This window comes from Pseudomonas sp. R9.37, from assembly GCF_963878885.1.
In the GTDB taxonomy this organism is placed as follows: domain Bacteria; phylum Pseudomonadota; class Gammaproteobacteria; order Pseudomonadales; family Pseudomonadaceae; genus Aquipseudomonas.
The window spans coordinates 192,125-211,491 of record NZ_CAWNZA010000003.1; the positions used below are offsets into that span (position 1 = coordinate 192,125).

17 protein-coding genes are annotated in these 19,367 nt (G+C 60.8%); 10 read left to right on the plus strand and 7 right to left on the minus strand.

Going from position 1 to position 19,367, the window contains the following annotated elements; genetic code table 11:
- Nucleotides 1-5: 5 nt before the first annotated feature.
- Nucleotides 6-1,355 (minus strand): pyoverdine-tailoring dipeptidase-like protein PvdM, encoded by a 1,350-nt coding sequence (gene pvdM, locus AACU78_RS02880; protein WP_106579729.1) that lies wholly within the window; start codon nucleotides 1,353-1,355, stop codon nucleotides 6-8.
- Between the two features lie 142 nt (nucleotides 1,356-1,497).
- On the opposite strand from pvdM, the gene pvdP reads away from it, so the two are divergent.
- Nucleotides 1,498-3,117 carry a pyoverdine maturation tyrosinase PvdP gene (pvdP, locus tag AACU78_RS02885; RefSeq protein WP_106579730.1) on the plus strand — a complete coding sequence of 540 codons (1,620 nt, stop codon included), beginning with the start codon at nucleotides 1,498-1,500 and terminating at the stop codon, nucleotides 3,115-3,117.
- On the opposite strand, the gene AACU78_RS02890 is transcribed toward pvdP, so the two are convergent.
- Complete coding sequence (locus tag AACU78_RS02890) at nucleotides 3,110-4,057, minus strand: DUF1853 family protein (RefSeq protein ID WP_106579731.1); 948 nt, start codon at nucleotides 4,055-4,057, stop codon at nucleotides 3,110-3,112. The two genes, pvdP and AACU78_RS02890, sit on opposite strands and share 8 nt — an antisense overlap.
- A 144-nt stretch (nucleotides 4,058-4,201) precedes the next feature.
- Here AACU78_RS02890 and AACU78_RS02895 point away from each other — a divergent pair, with 144 nt between their 5' ends.
- From AACU78_RS02895 to pepN, 6 genes are read left to right on the plus strand one after another with little or no spacing between them, the layout of a single operon-like run.
- On the plus strand, nucleotides 4,202-5,092 hold the full coding sequence (locus AACU78_RS02895) for an NAD(+) kinase (RefSeq protein ID WP_010210870.1): 891 nt from the start codon (nucleotides 4,202-4,204) through the stop codon (nucleotides 5,090-5,092).
- The gene (locus tag AACU78_RS02900; RefSeq protein WP_177410125.1) at nucleotides 5,089-6,063 is read left to right on the plus strand and encodes a metallophosphoesterase; all 975 of its coding nucleotides are present in this window, start codon (nucleotides 5,089-5,091) and stop codon (nucleotides 6,061-6,063) included. The genes AACU78_RS02895 and AACU78_RS02900 overlap by 4 nt, the downstream gene beginning before the upstream one ends.
- On the plus strand, nucleotides 6,060-6,929 hold the full coding sequence (locus tag AACU78_RS02905; RefSeq protein ID WP_106579733.1) for a rhomboid family intramembrane serine protease: 870 nt from the start codon (nucleotides 6,060-6,062) through the stop codon (nucleotides 6,927-6,929). The genes AACU78_RS02900 and AACU78_RS02905 overlap by 4 nt, the downstream gene beginning before the upstream one ends.
- Before the next feature lie 14 nt (nucleotides 6,930-6,943).
- The gene (locus AACU78_RS02910; protein WP_017138108.1) at nucleotides 6,944-7,204 is read left to right on the plus strand and encodes a YeaC family protein; all 261 of its coding nucleotides are present in this window, start codon (nucleotides 6,944-6,946) and stop codon (nucleotides 7,202-7,204) included.
- Complete coding sequence (locus AACU78_RS02915; RefSeq protein WP_106579734.1) at nucleotides 7,201-8,031, plus strand: DUF2797 domain-containing protein; 831 nt, start codon at nucleotides 7,201-7,203, stop codon at nucleotides 8,029-8,031. Before AACU78_RS02910 ends, AACU78_RS02915 begins: the two co-directional genes overlap by 4 nt.
- A 13-nt stretch (nucleotides 8,032-8,044) precedes the next feature.
- Entirely contained in the window at nucleotides 8,045-10,702 is a 2,658-nt protein-coding gene (gene pepN, locus AACU78_RS02920; protein WP_106579735.1) for an aminopeptidase N, read from the plus strand.
- Nucleotides 10,703-10,748: 46 nt separating this feature from the next.
- Here the strand turns inward: pepN and AACU78_RS02925 are convergent, their stop codons facing one another.
- The gene (locus AACU78_RS02925; protein WP_106579736.1) at nucleotides 10,749-11,795 is read right to left on the minus strand and encodes an aldo/keto reductase; all 1,047 of its coding nucleotides are present in this window, start codon (nucleotides 11,793-11,795) and stop codon (nucleotides 10,749-10,751) included.
- A 159-nt stretch (nucleotides 11,796-11,954) separates the two neighbouring features.
- Between AACU78_RS02925 and AACU78_RS02930 the strand changes: the two genes are divergently transcribed.
- The 3 genes from AACU78_RS02930 to zapE are packed head-to-tail and all read left to right on the plus strand — an operon-like array spanning nucleotide 11,955 to nucleotide 14,180.
- Nucleotides 11,955-12,671, plus strand: coding sequence for a helix-turn-helix transcriptional regulator (locus tag AACU78_RS02930; RefSeq protein ID WP_106579737.1), 717 nt, complete (start codon nucleotides 11,955-11,957; stop codon nucleotides 12,669-12,671).
- Nucleotides 12,672-12,722: 51 nt separating this feature from the next.
- Complete coding sequence (locus AACU78_RS02935) at nucleotides 12,723-13,058, plus strand: nuclear transport factor 2 family protein (protein WP_106579738.1); 336 nt, start codon at nucleotides 12,723-12,725, stop codon at nucleotides 13,056-13,058.
- Nucleotides 13,059-13,073: 15 nt separating this feature from the next.
- Nucleotides 13,074-14,180: a cell division protein ZapE gene (gene zapE, locus AACU78_RS02940; RefSeq protein WP_106579739.1), complete on the plus strand. Its 1,107-nt coding sequence runs from the start codon at nucleotides 13,074-13,076 to the stop codon at nucleotides 14,178-14,180.
- Between the two features lie 172 nt (nucleotides 14,181-14,352).
- Here the strand turns inward: zapE and AACU78_RS02945 are convergent, their stop codons facing one another.
- The 4 genes from AACU78_RS02945 to AACU78_RS02960 form a co-directional block, all read right to left on the minus strand.
- Complete coding sequence (locus tag AACU78_RS02945; RefSeq protein WP_106579740.1) at nucleotides 14,353-14,574, minus strand: hypothetical protein; 222 nt, start codon at nucleotides 14,572-14,574, stop codon at nucleotides 14,353-14,355.
- A 143-nt stretch (nucleotides 14,575-14,717) separates the two neighbouring features.
- Nucleotides 14,718-16,955 (minus strand): TonB-dependent siderophore receptor, encoded by a 2,238-nt coding sequence (locus AACU78_RS02950; RefSeq protein ID WP_106579741.1) that lies wholly within the window; start codon nucleotides 16,953-16,955, stop codon nucleotides 14,718-14,720.
- Nucleotides 16,956-17,082: 127 nt separating this feature from the next.
- Complete coding sequence (locus tag AACU78_RS02955; RefSeq protein ID WP_106579742.1) at nucleotides 17,083-18,825, minus strand: phosphoethanolamine transferase CptA; 1,743 nt, start codon at nucleotides 18,823-18,825, stop codon at nucleotides 17,083-17,085.
- 151 nt (nucleotides 18,826-18,976) lie between these two features.
- Nucleotides 18,977-19,153: a DUF6026 family protein gene (locus tag AACU78_RS02960; protein ID WP_164487944.1), complete on the minus strand. Its 177-nt coding sequence runs from the start codon at nucleotides 19,151-19,153 to the stop codon at nucleotides 18,977-18,979.
- Nucleotides 19,154-19,367: the final 214 nt, after the last annotated feature.

The window sequence follows — 19,367 nt, forward strand, 5'->3', positions numbered from 1 at the left end:
GGTGGTTAGCGGTTGGCCAAGGGCTTGGCGGCTTTTTGTACCTGGTCCCATACGCGCAGGAAGTTGCCTCCCCACAGCTTGGCGATATCGGCTTCGGAGTAGCCACGCTGGATCAGCTCGGCGGTGACGTTGCGCACCTCGCCGACGTTCTCCCAGCCCTGGATGCCGCCGCCGTCGTTGAAGTCCGACGAGATGCCGACGTGATCGATGCCGATCTTGCGCACGGTGTAGTCGATGGCGTCGCCCCAATCCTTGAGGGTGGCCTTGGGTTCTTCTTCGAGAATGCCGTACAGGCCTTGGGCGTACTGGCCGAACTTCTGCTCGGGCCAGGCGGCAATGATTGCGTCGCCGGGCATCAGGGCCATGGCCAGGTTGGGCAGCGGCGGCAAATCGAAACGCGCGCGCAGGGTGTTGAGCTTGTCCTGGGTCGGTTGGCTCAGCGGACGCAAATAGGCGGGAAAGCCCACCACTTGAACCACGCCGCCGCTGTTCTTGATCAGTTGCAGTTCTTTGTCGCTGAGGTTGCGCGGGATATCCACCGACGCCCGCGGCGCGGAGTGGGACGCCACCATCGGCGTGCGGCTCAGCTGTGCCACTTGCTCCAGCGCCTTGGTCGACATTTGCGACACATCGATGATCACGCCCAGGTCATTGAGGCGATGCACCGCCTGCTGGCCGATGGGCGACAGCCCTTCGAGGGCGTCGGTCGAATCGTTGAAAAACGGCAGTGGGCGCGACGAGTCGGACCAGGCGTTGTTGCCGATATAGCTGAAGCCGAACATGCGCATGCCGCGCGCCGCCCACAGGTCCAGTTGGTTCAGGTCATCGCCCAGCGGGTAGGCGTTGAGCATGCTGATAAACACCGCAAATTTGCCTTCACCGTGCAGGCGGCGGAAATCGTCCGGGGTGTAGGCGATGCCGACCTGATTGGGAAAGTCGCGCACCATGCCGGAGATGATCTTGTAGCGCACCTCTTGCTCGTGGCGGGCCTCCTCGACAAAACCGTCGGTGGGCTTATGCGGCGCGTTGGGGCCGTTCCAGATTTCCGGCCAGCCAAAAATCGTCAGGGCGGCGCCCGACAAGCGCCCGCGTGCTGCCTTGGCCAGGTCGAACTGGCCGCTGCCATCTTTGTCGGCCTCATTGCCGGCCGTGCCGAAATCCATCGGCACCGTGATGTGGCTGTCGAACGACAGCAAGCGGTCCTGCATTTCATTGGCTTGCTTGATCACCTCCAACGGGTAACCGGCATTGCCGTGAAACCAGTGGTCCCAGACCAGAAAGCCAGCCCCGGCGCCGATGGCCAATGCCAGCGGCAGGCCGATCAACAGCGCCTTTTTCGAACGTGGTTTTGTCATTGCCATCTCAGTCAGTTGAGGCCTTTGCTATCAGGGAAGAACGAGCCATGGCCGGGGAAATTTAGGCCCGCTTCGCGCGGCGGTAAATTTGCGAAGGCTGCAAACGTTCTAGCTCTGATTAAGCCGTTTCCTAAGGTAGACAATGACGATCTCTCGACGTGGGTTCATCGCAGGCCTGGCGCTGACGGGCGCTGCCGTGCCGGCAGCCTTTTATGCCCATCGCGAGCTGACGCGTGAAGAAGAATTCCCCATCACCCCGGGCGAGGCCACAGTGGATTTGGCCGACACCGATGGCCAGCACTTGGCGAACATTTTGCGCGGTGTGTGGAGCCTGCGCCTTGAAGGCCGCGACGCCGGGCTAAAGGGCTTGCCGCTGCAAGGCCTGGAACTGCTGCTGGACATCGCCCCGCGTGGCCGTGGCCTGCGCGGCTACCTGGACACTGCTGAAAACCTGCGCGCCGAAGGTGAACCGCGTTACCGCGTACTCGGTGACGTGCTGACAGGCGAGGGCGCCTTGCTTTACTGGCGCCTGATCGACCGCGAGGCGGCCGACGGCGCACCGGCCTATGAATTCAAGATGACACTCGATGAAGTGTGGGCCGACTTCGCTAACGCCGGCAGCAGCACCCTCAGCGGGCAGATCCTCAACCTCGACCGCCCCTTGGCATTGACCGAGCGTGACAACCGCTTTATCGCCCACAAACAGCTGTTTCCCGAAGCGCGCCAACGCATCGGCCTGAACCCGACGCTGCTGGCCTGGCTGATTTCGCCGGAGCACCGCCTGTTTCACCAACTCTGGCACGCCACCCGCGACCAGTGGCACAAGCTCTCGGAAGAAAAGCGCGACGCCTTGCGCGGCATCGGCTGGCAGCCCGGCCCGCGCGGCCAGGAACGCGACGCACGCGGCAAACGCAAAGATCGCAACGGCTCGGGCATCGACTTCTTTTTCATGCACCGGCATATGCTCGGCAATGCGCGTTCCATGCAAGATTTGCCGTCGTGGCCGCAATTCCCCGAGCCACAGCCGGCGCTGGAACGCGACCGTCTGGGCTTTGTGCGTTACTTCGATAACCACGACGGCTTCGCGCTGCCGCCCTGTTGGTCGGCACCGGATGACAGCGAATACACCCAATGGGTCAGCGATATCAAGGCGGCCCAGACGTACCACAGCAACTTTCAGGTCTGGGAGTCCCAATACCGCGACCCACGTTACCTGGCCAAGCTGAGCCTTGGGCAATTGGGTTCCGAGATGGAGTTAGGCCTGCACGACTGGCTGCACATGCGCTGGGCCTCGGTGCCGCGTGATCCGTCCAACGGCGCGCCGGTGCCGTTCGCCCGCGACCCGTCGGACTTTGCCGCGCGTTGGTATGCGCCGGAGAACGACTTCCTCGGTGATCCGTTTTCATCCCATGTAAACCCGGTGTTCTGGCATTTCCACGGCTGGATTGATGACCGCATCGAAGATTGGTTTCGCGCCCACGAGCGCTTCAACCCCGGTGAGGTCAGCCGGCTGCAAGTCAATGGCGTGAACTGGTTCGCGCAGGGGCGTTGGGTGGAAGTCGGCGATCCGTGGCTGGGGCCGGACACCCACGGCTGCAGCACCACGCCGGGGTTGCAGATGGGCAGGTCGATGGAGATGGACCCGGAGACCATGAAGCTGGCGCTGCGTATTACCTTTGCCGCTGAGGACGAAGGCTTGCAGGCATTGTTCAAGCGTGTGCCGAGGCGGCCCTGGTACGCACGGCACTTGAAGGTCAAGTAACGCCTGGGACGTTGGGCCAGAGATCGGCCACCAGGAACAGGCGTTCGGCTTCTTCCCAATCCTCGCCATTGCGCACAAGGCGCACCAACAACTGCGCGGGTGCCATCGGGTCCAGCGCTGCCAGCCAGCCGTGCATCTGCTGCTCACTCCAGACCTCAGCCTGCGTGTAGTGCGCCGGTGCCAGCCAGGCATGCCTGGGCAGCGGTTGCCAGCGCCCCGGCGGGCTGGCACTGACCAGCGCCGGCCAATCGCGCTGATGCAGCCAGCGCCCCCGCAGATGCTGCGGATGGGCGCCATGCGGTGGCTCGGCCTGGCCGGGCCACGGATAGAGCAAATACCCGCCAAGCCACAAATGCGCATCAAACTGCTGGATATCCAGCGCCGCCAGCGCCTCGCGGCTTTCCGCGCGTGCCGAAATCGGCAGTTGGTGCTGGGCCAGATGCGCCAGCTTGCGGTCCAGCCGGTCATGGCATCCTGGCCCCAGCCATTGCGCGGTATCCAGACCGTTGCCGTCCTGCGGCCCGAGATACAGTTTGATCGCCAGTTCCAGGTGGTGCACGCCATCGCGGTCACGCAGCAGCATGTCCAGTTCGCCCAAGGTATGCCCGGCGCGGCGGATCGGCAGGTTGGCGGCGAGCAATTCCACGCCCGGCGCATGCTGCACGGCAAATTGCCACAGGCGCTCGTAGTACAGGCCCAGGCGCCGCGTGCGGGCAAGGCTTAGCCAATGCTGCAAGGCGCTGCTGTCTTGATCAAGCGCGCGTAACCATTGCTCCAGCAGGTGCGGTGCCTGCACCCAGTCACTGCCGGCCAGCGGGTGGCGTTGCGGCCAGGGCGTTTGCGCGAGCATCGGCGGGGCAAGCATCACCCACGCCAGGTCGCGCACCTCGGGGTGCCGCAACTGGCGGGGCAGGTTGTGCAGATCCGGGAACACAGTCATGGTCCGAGCATAGCCGTTTAACGTCTGTTGGGGTGGCTGAGAACCATTGTCATCAAGGGTTCACGGCGACAAAGGATTTTGCCTGACGCGGCCTTTCGCCCATAATCGTTGTTTTTGCCACACCCCACATCCCGCAGGAGCCCCATGGAGCAATTTCGCAATATCGGCATTATCGGTCGCCTGGGCAGTACCCAGGTGCTGGACACCGTCCGCCGACTGAAAAAGTTTCTGCTCGAGCGCCACCTGCACGTGATCCTCGAAGACACCATCGCCGAAATCTTGCCGGGCCATGGCTTGCAAACCTCGTCGCGCAAAATGCTCGGTGAAGTCTGCGACATGGTGATTGTGGTCGGCGGCGACGGCAGCCTGCTCGGCGCAGCCCGGGCGTTGGCGCGGCATAACGTGCCGGTGCTGGGGATTAACCGCGGCAGCCTGGGCTTCCTGACCGATATCCGTCCCGATGACCTTGAAGTTGAAGTGGCCAAGGTGCTCGACGGCCATTACCTGGTCGAAAACCGCTTCCTGCTGCAGGCCGAAGTGCGCCGCCACGGCGAAGCCATCGGCCAGGGCGACGCGCTCAACGACGTGGTGCTGCACCCCGGCAAGTCGACGCGCATGATCGAGTTCGAGCTGTATATCGACGGCCAGTTCGTGTGCAGCCAGAAGGCCGACGGCCTGATTGTGGCCACGCCGACCGGTTCCACGGCGTACGCGCTGTCGGCCGGCGGGCCGATCATGCACCCCAAGCTGGATGCCATTGTGATCGTGCCGATGTACCCCCATATGTTGTCCAGCCGGCCAATTGTGGTCGATGGCAACAGTGAGCTGAAAATCGTGGTGTCCAAAGACATGCAGATCTACCCGCAAGTCTCCTGTGACGGGCAGAACCATTTCACTTGCGCCCCCGGTGACACCATCACCGTGAGCAAAAAGGCGCAGAAGTTGCGGTTGATCCACCCGCTGGACCACAACTACTACGAAGTGTGCCGCACCAAGTTGGGCTGGGGCAGCCGCTTGGGGGGTGGAGGCGACTGATGCTCGATCCCGCGCGTAGCTACGACCTGATTGGTGACGTGCACGGGTGCGCTCATACCCTTGAGCACTTGCTCGACCGGCTGGGCTACCACAAACAGGGCGGCACCTGGCGCCATCCGACGCGAATGGCGGTGTTCCTCGGCGATATCATCGACCGTGGCCCACGCATTCGCGAGGCGCTGCATATTGTCCACGACATGGCCGAGGCCGGCCAAGCGCTGTGCATCATGGGCAATCACGAATTCAACGCGCTGGGCTGGAGCACACCCGCGCCGCCGGGCAGTGGCAAGCAGTTTGTGCGCGAACACAACCCACGCCACGCGCGGTTGATCCACGAGACCCTGACCCAGTTCGAGCAACACCCGGCCGATTGGCACGACTTTCTCGGCTGGTTCTATGACATGCCGCTGTTTGTCGATGCCGGGCGTTTCCGTGTGGTGCACGCGTGTTGGGACGAGGGCTTTATCCAGCCGCTGCGCGCGACCTTTCCGGATGGCTGCATCGACCAGCACTTTTTGCAGGCCGCCGCCGTGCCGGGCAGTTTTGCCTGCAACGCCTTCGACCGCCTGCTGCGCGGCACCGACATGCGCCTGCCGGACGGCCTGACGCTGACCGGTGGCGATGGGCTGACGCGCTCGTTCTTTCGCACCAAATTCTGGGAAGACGACCCGAAAACCTACGGCGACATCGTGTTCCAGCCCGATGCGCTGCCGGAACCGGTAGCACGTACGCCGCTGTCGTCGACTGAAAAAAATTCCCTGCTGCGCTATGGCATCGACGAGCCGTTGCTGTTCGTCGGCCACTACTGGCGCAGCGGCAAACCCGCGCCGATCCGCCCGAACCTGGCCTGCCTGGATTACAGCGCCGTGCTGTACGGCAAGCTGGTGGCGTATCGGCTGGACCAGGAAACCCAGCTGGATCCGCGTAAATTTGTATGGGTCGACGTTGAGCGCCCTGAGGTTATTTCATGAGCACCGTAGCTGTTTTGCGCTTGCCGCTGAGTGTCGATCTGGCGGGTTTCGTCAAGTTGCTGCAACGCATGCAAGTTCCCCATCGTGTCAGCGAAGAGGCCGGCGAGCAGGTGTTGTGGGTGCCCGAAACCATCAGCGACGACGTGCGCGTGTTGTACCAACGCTTTCCCGCCGGTGACCCGGACCAGCAACTGGACATCCCCGAGCCGGCGCCCGTTACGCGCCCCAGTTTTGTTCAGCAGGTGCGCCACAGCCCGGTGACGGCGCTGGTACTGTTGGCGAGTATCATTGTCGGTGCGGTGACGTTGCTGGGTGAAAACCTGCAAACCATGAGCTGGCTGACGTTTTTGCCGTTCCATGTGACGGGCGAGTACCTTCAGTTCACGCCCTTTGCCGAGACCATGGCGTCAGGGCAATGGTGGCGGTTGGTCACGCCGATGCTGATCCACTTCGGCGTCCTGCATTTGGCCATGAACGGCATGTGGTACTGGGAACTCGGCCGGCGCATTGAGGTGCGCCAGGGCAGTATCAACCTGCTGGGCCTGACCCTGTTGTTCAGCCTGGTGTCCAATTACGCGCAATACGCCTATGGCGGCCCGAGCCTGTTTGGCGGCCTGTCCGGCGTGTTGTATGGCTTGCTGGGGCATTGCTGGATTTTCCAGTTGCTGTCGCCCAACCCGGCTTATCGCCTGCCTCGCGGGGTGCTGGCGATGATGCTGATATGGCTGGTGCTCTGCATGTCGGGGCTGATCTCGATGATCGGTTTCGGCGAAATCGCCAACGCGGCTCATCTGAGCGGCTTGGTCATCGGTTGCCTGACGGGTTTGCTGGGTGGGTTGTACAACCGCCGCAAAGCCTCCATTTGATAAGGAAGAGCCTAATGTCCTCTTTTGCTGAAATGATCGAAAACATCACCCCGGACATCTATGAGAGCCTCAAGCTCGCCGTGGAAATCGGCAAGTGGTCCGACGGCCGCAAGCTCACCGCCGAGCAGCGCGAGCTGTCGCTGCAAGCGGTGATCGCCTGGGAAATCCAGAACCTGCCCGAAGAGCAGCGCACCGGCTACATGGGCCCGCAGGAATGCGCGTCGAAATCGGCACCGGTGCCGAACATTCTGTTCAAGTCGGATGCGATCCATTGATTGAAATTGGTCGCGGTGCAGTCAGCAAAATGTCGGCGCAACTCGGTGAGCCGACCGTTCAATACTCGTTTCGCCTTGGCGATACCGAGGTGCCGGTCAACCCGTTGATCGGCACGCACGTGCGCCTGGAATACCTCGGCGCCATTCATTGCAGCCATTGCGGGCGCAAGACCAAAACCAGTTTCAGCCAGGGTTACTGCTACCCATGCATGACCAAACTGGCCCAGTGTGACCTGTGCATCATGAGCCCCGAGCGTTGCCACTACGACGCCGGCACTTGCCGTGATCCGGGCTGGGGCGAGCAATTCTGCATGACCGACCACGTGGTCTACCTGGCCAATTCGTCTGGCATCAAGGTCGGCATCACCCGCGCTACCCAGCTGCCGACACGTTGGCTGGACCAGGGCGCCAGCCAGGCGCTGCCGATCATGCGCGTGGCGACCCGCCAGCAATCCGGCTTCGTCGAAGACCTGTTTCGCAGTCAGGTGGCCGACAAGACCAACTGGCGCGCGCTGCTCAAGGGCGATGCGGTGGCGGTGAACCTGACCGAAGTGCGCGATGCGCTGTTTGCCTCGTGCGCCGAAGGCCTGCAGAGTTTGCAGGAACGCTTTGGCCTGCAGGCCATCCAAACGATTGCCGACATTGAACCGATCGAAATCCGCTACCCGGTCGAGCAGTATCCGACCAAGATCGTCAGCTTCAACCTGGACAAGAACCCGATTGCCGAAGGCACGCTGTTGGGGATCAAGGGCCAATACCTGATCTTCGACACCGGCGTTATCAACATTCGTAAGTACACGGCCTACCAGCTCGCCGTGCATCAGTAAAAGGATGCCACCCATGCGCACCGAACAACCGAAGATGATTTACCTGAAGGACTATCAGGCGCCGGACTACCTGATCGAAGAGACGCACCTGACCTTCGAGTTGTTCGAGGACCACAGCCTGGTCCACGCGCAGCTGGTGATGCGCCGCAACTCCGAGCGTGGGGCGGGCCTGCCGCCGCTGGTGCTCGATGGCCAGCAGCTTGAACTGCTGACCGTCAACCTGGGCGACCGTGAGCTGAGCGAAGCCGACTACCAGTTGACCGACAGCCACCTGACCCTGCACCCGACCAGCGAAACCTTCACGGTCGACACCAGCGTGCGCATCCACCCGGAAACCAACACCGCGCTGGAAGGCCTGTACAAATCCAGCGGCATGTTCTGCACCCAGTGCGAGGCCGAAGGTTTTCGCAAGATCACCTATTACCTCGACCGCCCGGACGTGATGAGCACCTTCACCACCACGGTGATCGCCGAGCAACACAGCTACCCGGTGCTGCTGTCCAACGGCAACCCGATTGCCAGCGGCCCGGGTGAAGACGGGCGCCACTGGGCGACCTGGGAAGACCCGTTCAAGAAACCGGCCTACCTGTTCGCGCTGGTGGCCGGCGATTTGTGGTGCGTCGAAGACACCTTCACCACCATGACCAGCCGTGAAGTGGCGCTGCGCATCTACGTCGAGCCGGAAAACATCGACAAATGCCAGCACGCCATGAACAGCCTGAAAAAATCCATGCGCTGGGACGAAGAGACCTACGGCCGCGAGTACGACCTCGACATCTTCATGATCGTGGCGGTCAACGACTTCAACATGGGCGCCATGGAGAATAAGGGCCTCAATATCTTCAACTCCAGCGCCGTGCTGGCGCGCGCAGAAACCGCCACTGACGCCGCGCACCAGCGCGTCGAGGCGATCGTCGCGCACGAATACTTCCACAACTGGTCGGGCAACCGCGTGACCTGCCGCGACTGGTTTCAGCTGTCGCTGAAGGAAGGCTTCACGGTGTTCCGTGATTCCGGCTTCTCCGCCGACATGAACTCGGCCACGGTCAAGCGCATCCAGGACGTGGCGTACCTGCGTACTCACCAGTTCGCTGAAGACGCAGGCCCGATGGCGCACGCCGTGCGCCCGGACAGCTTCATCGAAATCTCCAACTTCTACACCTTGACCGTGTACGAAAAGGGCTCGGAAGTGGTCGGCATGATCCACACCTTGCTCGGCGCTGAAGGCTTCCGTAAGGGCAGTGATCTCTATTTCGAGCGCCATGACGGCCAGGCCGTGACGTGCGACGACTTCATCAAGGCCATGGAAGACGCCAACGGCGCGGACCTGACCCAGTTCAAACGCTGGTACAGCCAGGCCGGTACACCGCGTCTGGCGGTGAGCGAGTCCTACGACGCCGCTGCCAAGACCTACAGCCTGACCTTTCGTCAAAGCTGCCCGCAAACCCCGGACAAAGTTGAAAAGCTGCCGTTCGTGATCCCGGTGGCGCTGGGCCTGCTGGACGCCAACGGCGCCGGGATTGCCTTGCGCCTGGCCGGTGAGGCCAGCGCTGGCGCCACGTCCCGAGTGATTTCGGTGACCGATGCCGAGCAGACCTTCACGTTCGTCGATATCGCCGAACAACCGCTGCCGTCGTTGCTGCGCGGCTTCTCGGCGCCGGTGAAACTGAGCTTCCCGTACAACCGCGACCAGCTGATGTTCCTGATGCAACACGACAGCGACGGGTTCAATCGCTGGGATGCCGGCCAGCAACTGTCGGTGCAAGTGCTGCAGGAGTTGATTGGTCAGCATCAAGCGGGTCAGCCGCTGAAGCTGGATCAACGCCTGATCGACGCGCTGCGCACGGTGTTGAGCGATGAAAGCCTGGACCAGGCGATGGTTGCCGAGATGCTCTCGCTGCCAAGCGAGGCCTACCTGACTGAAATCAGTGAAGTGGCGGACGTCGAGGCCATCCACGCCGCCCGTGAGTATGCGCGCCAGCAACTGGCCGACAACCTCTACGAATCGCTGTGGCTGCGCTACCAGGCGAACCGCGAGCTGTCCAAGCAGACACCTTACGTGGCGGCGGCCGAGCATTTTGCCCGTCGCGCCCTGCAGAACATTGCGCTGTCGTACCTGATGCTCAGCGGCAAGCAGGAAGTGCTGGCGGCAACGCTGGACCAGTTCGACACCAGCGACAACATGACGGAGCGCCTGACGGCGCTGGCCGTGTTGGTCAACTCGCCGTTCGAGGCGGAAAAGGCGCAGGCGTTGGCGGTGTTTGCCGAGAACTTCAAGGACAACCCGCTGGTCATGGACCAGTGGTTCAGCGTGCAGGCCGGCAGCACCTTGCCGGGCGGCTTGGCGCGCGTCAGGGCGTTGATGGAGCACCCGGCGTTCACCCTCAAGAACCCGAACAAGGTGCGTGCGCTGGTCGGCGCGTTTGCCGGGCAGAACCTGATCAACTTCCACGCCGCCGATGGCTCGGGCTATCGTTTCCTGGCCGATCTGGTGATCCAGTTGAACGGGTTCAACCCGCAGATCGCTTCGCGCCAATTGGCGCCGTTGACCCGCTGGCGCAAATACGATGGCGCGCGCCAGGCGCTGATGAAGGCGGAGCTGGAGCGCATTCGTGCCTCCGGTGAGCTGTCCAGCGACGTATTCGAGGTGGTCAGCAAGAGCCTTGCGTAAAGTCTGCGATTAAAAAAACGGCCTGCTCAGGCCGTTTTTTTTTGCCTTAGATAACCGGTGGGCGAGGGGCATCCAAGCCGGTGTCGATTGGGAAACGCTCGGCAATGATGGTGTGCGGAACGCCCAGCGGCTGGGCACTGGCGCCATCCAGGCGGGTCACGTGTTCGGCCGACAATTGCACGTTCAGCGCACCCAGGGTTGCATCGAGCTGCGCGCGGGTGCGTGAGCCGAGGATCGGGATCAGCGCGGTGGTCGAGCGCCGGGCTTTTTCGCGCAGCCAGGCAATGGCGACGTGGGTTGGGCTGGCGTCGAGTTCGGCGGCGACTGCCAGCAGGGTGTCGAGTACTGCGGTTTCGCGGGCGCTCTTTTCCGAGTGGATCAGCATGCCCAGTTTGTTCGCGCGGTTGTCGTCCTGCGTTTCACGGTATTTGCCGGTGAGGAAACCACCGCCCAACGGCGACCACAGCGTGGCGCCCAGGCCCAACGCTTCGGCCATCGGCAGCAACTCGCGGTCGGCGCTGCGCTCGGCCAGGCTGTATTCCACCTGGACGCCGATGATCGGCGCGAAGCTGCGCACTTCGGCCAACAGATCCGCGCGGGCAATGCGCCAGGCCGGAAAGTTGGACAGGCCGGCGTAGTGGATTTTGCCGGCACGCACCAAATCATCGAAGCCGCGCAGGATCTCTTCCATCGGCGTGACGTTGTCGCTCATGTGCGCCCAGAGCAGGTCGATGCGGTCGGTGTTCAAGCGCTTGAGACTCTCTTCGACGGCACGCACCACGTTTTTGCGGTTGTTACCGAGCTTGAGCGTGCCTTCATCGGATGGCTGGGTGCGCAGGCTGTATTTGGTGGCGACCACCAGGTTGTCGCGCTCGGCGGCGATAAATTCCCCCAGCAGTTTTTCGGCCTGGCCGAACTGGTAACCGTTGGCGGTATCCAGGAAGTTGCCTCCTGCTTCGAGATAGCCATCGAAGATCTGCCTGGCTTCGTCGCGCTCGGCGCCATGTCCCCAACCTGTGCCGAAATTACCGGTGCCCAGGGCCAGTTCCGATACCTGCAGGCCGCTGCGGCGACCAAAGACTTTATTGCGCATACAAAGACTCCTGTGGGGTGATTTTTTACATGTCTTGAAACATGTATTTAATATGATCCGCGTAATTTATTCGGTCAAGAGGCTTTTTTACTGCTGACGTTTTCTGACAGGGGGCTCTGTTAAGCTGCGGCACTTTTTTCCTTTCTCGGCGGGTTTGACGTGTCGCGTACCACACGGTTGCTGACGTTGTTGCAGGCCCTGCGGGGCAAGAAACGCCCGGTGACTGCCGCCGTATTGGCGGCGCAACTGGAGGTGTCCGAGCGCACGCTGTATCGCGATATCGCTGAATTGACAGCGCTGGGGGCACCGATTTTTGGCGAGGCCGGGGTAGGGTATGTGCTGCGTAGCGGGCTGTTTCTGCCGCCATTAATGCTGAACGCCGAGGAAACCGAAGCGATCGTGCTGGGCCTGCGTTATGTCGATCAACGTGGCGACGATGTGCTGAGCCGCGTCGCGGCCAATGCGTTGGCGAAAATCGCCGATGTGCTCGATCCCGCCGCCCAGGAAGCGTTGCGCAACCCCACGCTGTTACCCGGCCCTCCGGGGTTCGGCTACCCGGAAAATCGCGTGCCGCTGAATGTGTTTCGCGAGGCGATCCGCAATCAGGCCAAGCTGCACATCGATTACGCCGACGCCAGCCAAACCCAGAGCCAGCGCCTGATCTGGCCGCTGGCCCTGGGGTTTCTCAATGAAGTGCGCGTGATTGTGGCGTGGTGCGAGTTGCGCGGCGCTTATCGCACCTTTCGCACTGACCGAGTGGCCGCAGCCGACGCTCAGGGTGATCGATACCCTGGCCGACGCAGCGACCTGTTGCGAGCCTGGCGCAAGCTGATGGAGCAGAACGAGTCCGGGCCGTTTACTCCTGACAAAAACTGACATAACCCTGGCTTAGCATGGCGTCATACATCATTAAAAAGGAGCTGCGCCATGTCCCTTCCTGAATTGGCCCCCGCGATTGTGGCCTACATCGCCGCGACCAATACTCGCAACACTTCAACCATTGACCAGTGTTTTGCCGCCGATGCCAATGTGTTTGATGAGGGTGAGCATCAAGTCGGCACCGCCGCGATTGCGCGCTGGATGGAGGACACCGGGCGTCGTTATCAGCCCCGGGTTGAAGTGCTGAACGTGCAGCATCGCACCGGCAAAGTGTTGGTCAGCAATGTGGTTTCCGGTAATTTCCCCGGCAGCCCGCTGGCGCTGCGCTATACCTTTCGACTGAACGAGCACGGCAAGATTTCGCGGCTGGATATCTCTGTGTAAGTCATACTGGCGCGCATGACGTTCGACTCGCCACTCGCCGCTTATCAACACGCCACCACCCAGCAAGGTTTCGTGCCAGACGAGGCCCAGCGCCGTGCGGTTGAAGCCCTGCAACTCTGCCACGAAGCCCTGCACCAGGGCCGTTCGCCCGTGACCGGTGTTTACCTGTGGGGGCCGGTGGGACGGGGCAAGACCTGGTTGATGGACCAGTTTTATCAAAGCCTGCGGGTGCCAGCACGCCGTCAGCATTTTCATCATTTCATGGGGTGGGTGCATCAGCGTCTGTTTCAACTCACGGGTATCCAGGACCCGCTGCAGGCATTGGCCCGCGAGCTGAGCCAGGAAGTCCGCGTGCTGTGTTTTGACGAATTGTTCGTCAATGACATTGGCGATGCGATCATTCTCGGCCGTTTGTTCCAGGTCATGTTTGATCAGGGCGTGGTGATGGTCAGCACGTCCAATCAACCGCCAGATCAGCTCTACGCCGACGGCTTCAACCGCGAGCGCTTTGTGCCAGGCATCGAGGCGATCAAACAGCATATGCAGGTGGTGGCGGTAGACGGTGGCGAAGATCATCGTTTGCATCCCGGCGTGGGGCTGCAGCGCTACTGGGTGAGCCAGCCAGATGCGCTCGCTACGTTGTTCAAGCAATTGAGCGCAGGGCAGGCGGTGCGCAGCGGGCCAGTCAGCGTCGGCTTGCGCTCGATTGTGGCGGTGCAATGGTGCGACACGGTGCTCTGGTGTCGTTACGCGCAGCTGTGCGAGCAACCGTTGGCCGCCATGGACTTCATGCTGCTGTGCGATCGGTTCACGGCCATCCTGTTGGGAGACGTCCCCTGCTTGAGCGCGCAACAACGCCCGGCAAGGATTGCCCGCGGCACCGAAGACGCGGCCCAACGCGTGGTGGCCGGTGACCGCGAGCTGCCGCAGCTGTCGGTGCACGATGACAGCGTGAGACGTTTTATCGCGCTGGTGGACGAGTGCTATGACCGCAAGGTGCCCTTGTACATCGAGGCCCAGGTGCCGCTTGAAAGCCTCTACACCGAAGGCTATCTGGAGTTTCCGTTCCGCCGCACGCTCAGCCGCTTGCAGGAGATGCAACTGCAGCGCTTCGGCACCTAGGAGTTTTTTTTGCAGGGCGCGTGTTGTTCCGGCATGGGGGCGCATCTCGTCCAGGAACACAGCGCTTTGATAAATAAAAGTGCAAAAAAAAGGCGCCATCGAATGGCGCCAAGTTAACCTTTGCCAACGGAGCGGGATGGCACAGGGTAATGCGGATTAACTAAGTATTAAATCAGCTGTTGGGTTGCGGTTCTTCACTGGATTGTTCAGCCGTGCGGGTCTTTACATTCTTGCCATCGGCAATCGCTGTTTGGTCAGTGGTGCCATGAGTCTTTTGTTGCATGAAGGTGAAGTTGTTATAGAACTCCTTCGAACGCTCTGAACCGCCTTCTGCAAAGGCGGCTACGGAAGTCAGGGTCATCAGGCTGGCAAGCATCAAGGTCGAAAGTTTCATGTGAGGTGTCCCCATTAAGTGTGATCGGTATCCGCCTCGTCCGTGATCAGATTCATGGGGCGATTGTGGGGCGATCTTATTAAGTGGGAATTAACGGGTTGGCGCCCCAAAGTTAACGATTTTGTTAACTTCGGGGCCGCGATTTAAAGCCTCCAGTCCAGCGCAAGTGTGAGGGAGCGCGGGTCGCCCCAATACACGCCATTATAAAAGCCGACACGCTCGTAATACTTTTTATCAAATAGATTGTTGATGTTAAGCGACGCTGAAACATGTTCGTCGAATTGGTAACGCGACATCAGGTTGACCACCGTGTAGGCCTGTTGGGTGATTCTGGTGCTCTCGGTGTTCAGGTCGCCTTCCGCGTTGCGGCCGCCTGTCGGTCGGTTAGCGAAAGCGTAAAAATCGCTCTGCCAATTAACCGCACCGCCCACCGTCAACCCGCGCCACTCACCCGGCAGGCGATAGGCCGTCGAGATTTTCAGCAGGTTGAGCGGCAGGTTGGTGTTGTTGCGCTGCTTGTCGCCGTTCGCCGAGTGGGTATAGGTATAGCCTGCCGACAGATTCCAGTCCGGCATGACCTCGCCCGAGACCTCGACTTCAAAGCCCTGCACCTTGTTGCCTTGGCCGCTGGCGGTGTAGAACTGCTCGCGGCTGACCGGGTCCGGCGCGGCGTTGTTGTCCAGTTCGGCCACGTTATCCTGAGTGCTCCAGAAATACGCCGTCGCCAGATTCAGGCGTTCGTTCAACAGGCTGCCCTTGAGGCCTATTTCGTAGTTGCTGCCCACCACCGGTTCCAAATACTTCTTGCTGGAATCACGCGCGGTTTGCGGGTTGAAAATATCGGTGTAGCTGGCGTACACGGTGTATTCGGGTGTGAGGTCGTAAAGCAGGCCAGCGTAAGGCGTCCACATGTCGTTGTGGGTCTGGCGGGTTTTAGTGGATTGGGTCAGTTGGTTATCGGTGTTGTATTCAGGTGAGACGCTTTCGATTTCCCAACTGCCATAGCGGCTGCCCAATACGGCATGCAGCCGGTCGGTCAGGCTCAGGCGTGTGGCGAGGTAACCCGCCTTCTGTTTTCGGCTGCTGTGTTCACCCTTGAGGCCAGTGGTGCGGTCCGGGAACTTGGCGATGCCACTCATGTGTCGCCAATCTTCGATGTCCGTGTAGCCCTCGGGAATATTGATGCGCTGAAAGGGCGCCGTATCGCGCTGTTCGGATTCGCCGTACCCGACCATCAATTCATGCTCGCGCCCCAGCAGCGAATAAGAGCCGGCGATATTCAAATCCACCACGTCCATTTTCGATGTGCCGACCATCTGGTTGGTCCAGGCCGTCATGCCGCTGCCATCCGGATTGGGAAAGCCGGCGCCGCCGTAATACACCTTGCCGTCCGTGTCGCTTTGGCGATGGGTGTAGGCAGCTTTCAGGCGCCAGTCTGCGGACAGTCTGTGATCGATGGAGGCAAAGGTGGTTGTGTCTTTGAGTGGCCAGGAGCTCCAATCGGTGGCCAGGTTGGCGGAGCGGGACAGCCGAGCCTTGCTGCCATCGCTGTTCCAATAGGGCAGGGTGCCCCAGGAGCTGCCCTGCACATGCTTGTTCTGGTAGTCCACGCCCACGGCAACAACGGTGTTGTCCGTCAGATCGGCTTCGAGGATGCCGTAGCCCACTTCCCGCTGCATCGCATAGCTGTCCCGAAAGGATTGGCTGTCACGGTACGCCAGCACTGTGCGGCCACGCAGGCGTCCGTCAAACGCCAGTGGGCCGCCTACATCGATGTAGCTGTAGTAATTGTCATGGCTGGCACCGCTGACGCCGGTCTTGGCTTGCCACTCTGTGGTGGGGCGCTTGCGGATCATGTTGACGGTGGCAGAAGGGTCGCCCGCCCCGGTCGTCAGGCCGGTGGCGCCGCGCACAACCTCGATGCGGTCGTAGATGATGGTGTCGGCGTCGGACTTCATGCGGCCAAAGGTATTGAGCATGCCGTCGATCTGGAAGTTACTGATCGGGTAGCCGCGGGAAGAGTAACTCGCCCGGTCCGAATCCAGGTGCTGCACCGTAACGCCGGTGGTCTGGCGTAAGGCATCGGTGAGGGTATTGAGATTGAAGTCATCCATCTGCTGGCGGCTGATCACCGAAATGGATTGCGGGGTTTCCTTGATGGACAGGTTCAGCTTGGTGGCGGTGCTCATCGATCCGGTCGTGTAAGCCCCGGTGTGCTCGGTGGTGGTGCCCAGGCCTTCGGCGGTGATGCTGGTCGCACCCAGTTCATAGGCTCTGATCGGCGAGTGTTCGGGGTCTGTTTCAGCCATCAGGTCCGGGCTGGCAACGGCGCCGAACAGGCCAAAGGTGAGGGTCATGGAACGGGTAAAAGGTGCGAACATCGCAGCGGACTCCTTGTCGTCTTTGATGCCACCCCGGAAGGGAAGGCATGGCTCAAAGACGAAAGGAGCGAGGGAACTTTAGGCTTAAACGAGAATGATTGTTATCTTTGCGTTGCAGTGCCGGTGATTATTTGACCACCACTTCGGCGGCATCGACCTTTTTCGGCTTGATCAAGCTGAAATCAATAAGACCTTTTTTCTGGCCTATATATGGGTCGCCAATCATCCGCGGGCGCGCCTTGAAGCTGTCGTTGACCAGGCTTTTGCTGCGGTCCCATTCATCAAAGCTCAGCCCGGCCATGTCCGCCCAGGTGTGAATCAGTTGCGAGCTGCTGTAAGGGCGTTGCAGGTCACTGGCGAAACTCCAGTCGTGGGTTTCGCGCCACTTGGGCGAGGCGTACGCCATGAACGGAATGGTGTACATCGGTGCCGTCGGCTTGCCTTCGTTGCGCCCCAGCGTGCCATGGCCGGCGGAGTCGAATACATCTTCGCCATGGTCCGACAGGTACAGCAGGAACCCGTTGGGGTCGGTCTTGGCGTAGTCCTTGATCAGGCTTGATACCACGAAGTCGTTGTAAAGCACCGCGTTGTCGTAGCTGTTGTAGGTCGGCAGCTGCTGGTCGCTGATGCCTGGCGGTACGCCCTGACGATCGGTGAATTTGTCAAAGGTCGGCGGATAACGGTACTGGTAGCTCATGTGGGTGCCCAGCAAGTGCACCACGATGAACTTGCGCTCGGTGGGGTCGGCCAGGGCCTTGGCGAACGGCGCCAGCACGTCGCCGTCGTACTGACGGGCGTTCTGGTTGCGGTTGTTATTGAGGTACACCTGTTCGTCGGCCTGTTCGGAAAAGGTCGTGAGCATGGTGTTGCGCTTGGTCATCGTCTGCTGGTTGGTGATCCAGTAGGTTTTGTAGCCAGCCTGTTTCATCACGCTGACAATCGACGGTGTCTTGAGGTACAGGTCAGGGTTTTCTTCGTCGGCGAAGGTCAGCACCTGCTGCAGCGCTTCAATCGTGTAGGGGCGCGGGGTGATGACGTTATCGAACACCGCCAGTTGGTCGCGCAGCTTGTCCAGTTCCGGTGTGGTATTGCGCGGGTAGCCGTAAAGGCTCATGCGCTGGCGGTTGGTGGACTCACCGATTACCAGTACCAGGGTCGACGGCTGGCCGGCCATGCTGTCCTTGAGGTTCTTCAGGGGCGGGATCTGACTGGCGCTCGTGAGCATGCCTTGCATGCTGTTCAACTGTTCGGTGTAGCGGCGATAGGCGACGATCATCTGCCAAGGCACGGCAGGCTCTACCCGCGACTCGAAGCCATCGATGGCCAGTTCCATGGTGGGGTTGGTTGCAATCTGTTTCACCAACGGATAACCGACCACCGCCAGGACAATCGCCGTGGCCGCCAGGATCGACTGACCACGCGGCAGGTAAACCGGACGCAGGCGAGTCCACAGGAAAATCGCCAGGGCGGTGTGGGCAATGAACCCCAGCACGATCCACCAGGCAAAGTATTGAGTGGCGTATTCGCCAGCTTCAGAGATGTTCGACTCGAACATGATGAAGATGACGCTTTGGGAAAATTCCTGCTGGTAAATGAAGAAATAACCCAGGCTGGCCATGGAGCAGGCCCACAGCACAACGCCGATCAAGGCGGCGAGCAGGCGCGTACGGCGCGGGAACAGCAGCATCGGCGCAAGCCAGAACGCACTCAGGAAAAAGGCTTGGCGAAATCCGCTGAAGCCGGAAGTGCCGGTCAGCTGGATCAGCAGTTGGGTAATGCCCGAGAAATACCAGAAAAACAGAAACAACCAGCCGAGGCCGGCCCAATCAAAGCCTTTCGCAGACTTCGTGCTGCGTTTGAACATCGCCATCCAGCGCTCCAACCCGATAATTGCCAGTTGCCGCGCAGGAATACGCGCAGCAGAGGGCTACCGCATGTGGGTGGCCCTATTCGGCGGGAGTATCGGGAGGAGGATGTGAAAACTTCGTGAGTTATTCCTGAACGGTTCGTTCAGCCCACGTTCAGCAAAGTGCGGGCTGGGGCCCGGACGTTTGGTTGATTTGCGCTTGAAGGTGTGAGCGCAGGCGCAGGACTTCCTGCTGCAGCTGATCGCGCTCGTCTTTCAACTGGCGCAGTTCGTCGCGACGGACGGTGACATAGAGGGTCTGTGGCGGGCGGATCGTCTGTGCTGTGCTCATTGCTTACCTCGCAAATGGCCGGTAGATCGCGGTGCCGGAACGCTTAATCGAGGTCCTCGGCAACAGTCGCAGCGATTCTGAATTCTTTTTTGAATCAATGGAACTTTTTTATTTTTGATGGTCGTTGTGACTTTTGCGGCCGTGATGCTGAAACGATGGCCATTTTTTTGTCATGAAACTACAAGGATCCGCTCTGGACTAACCCTCATTAGCC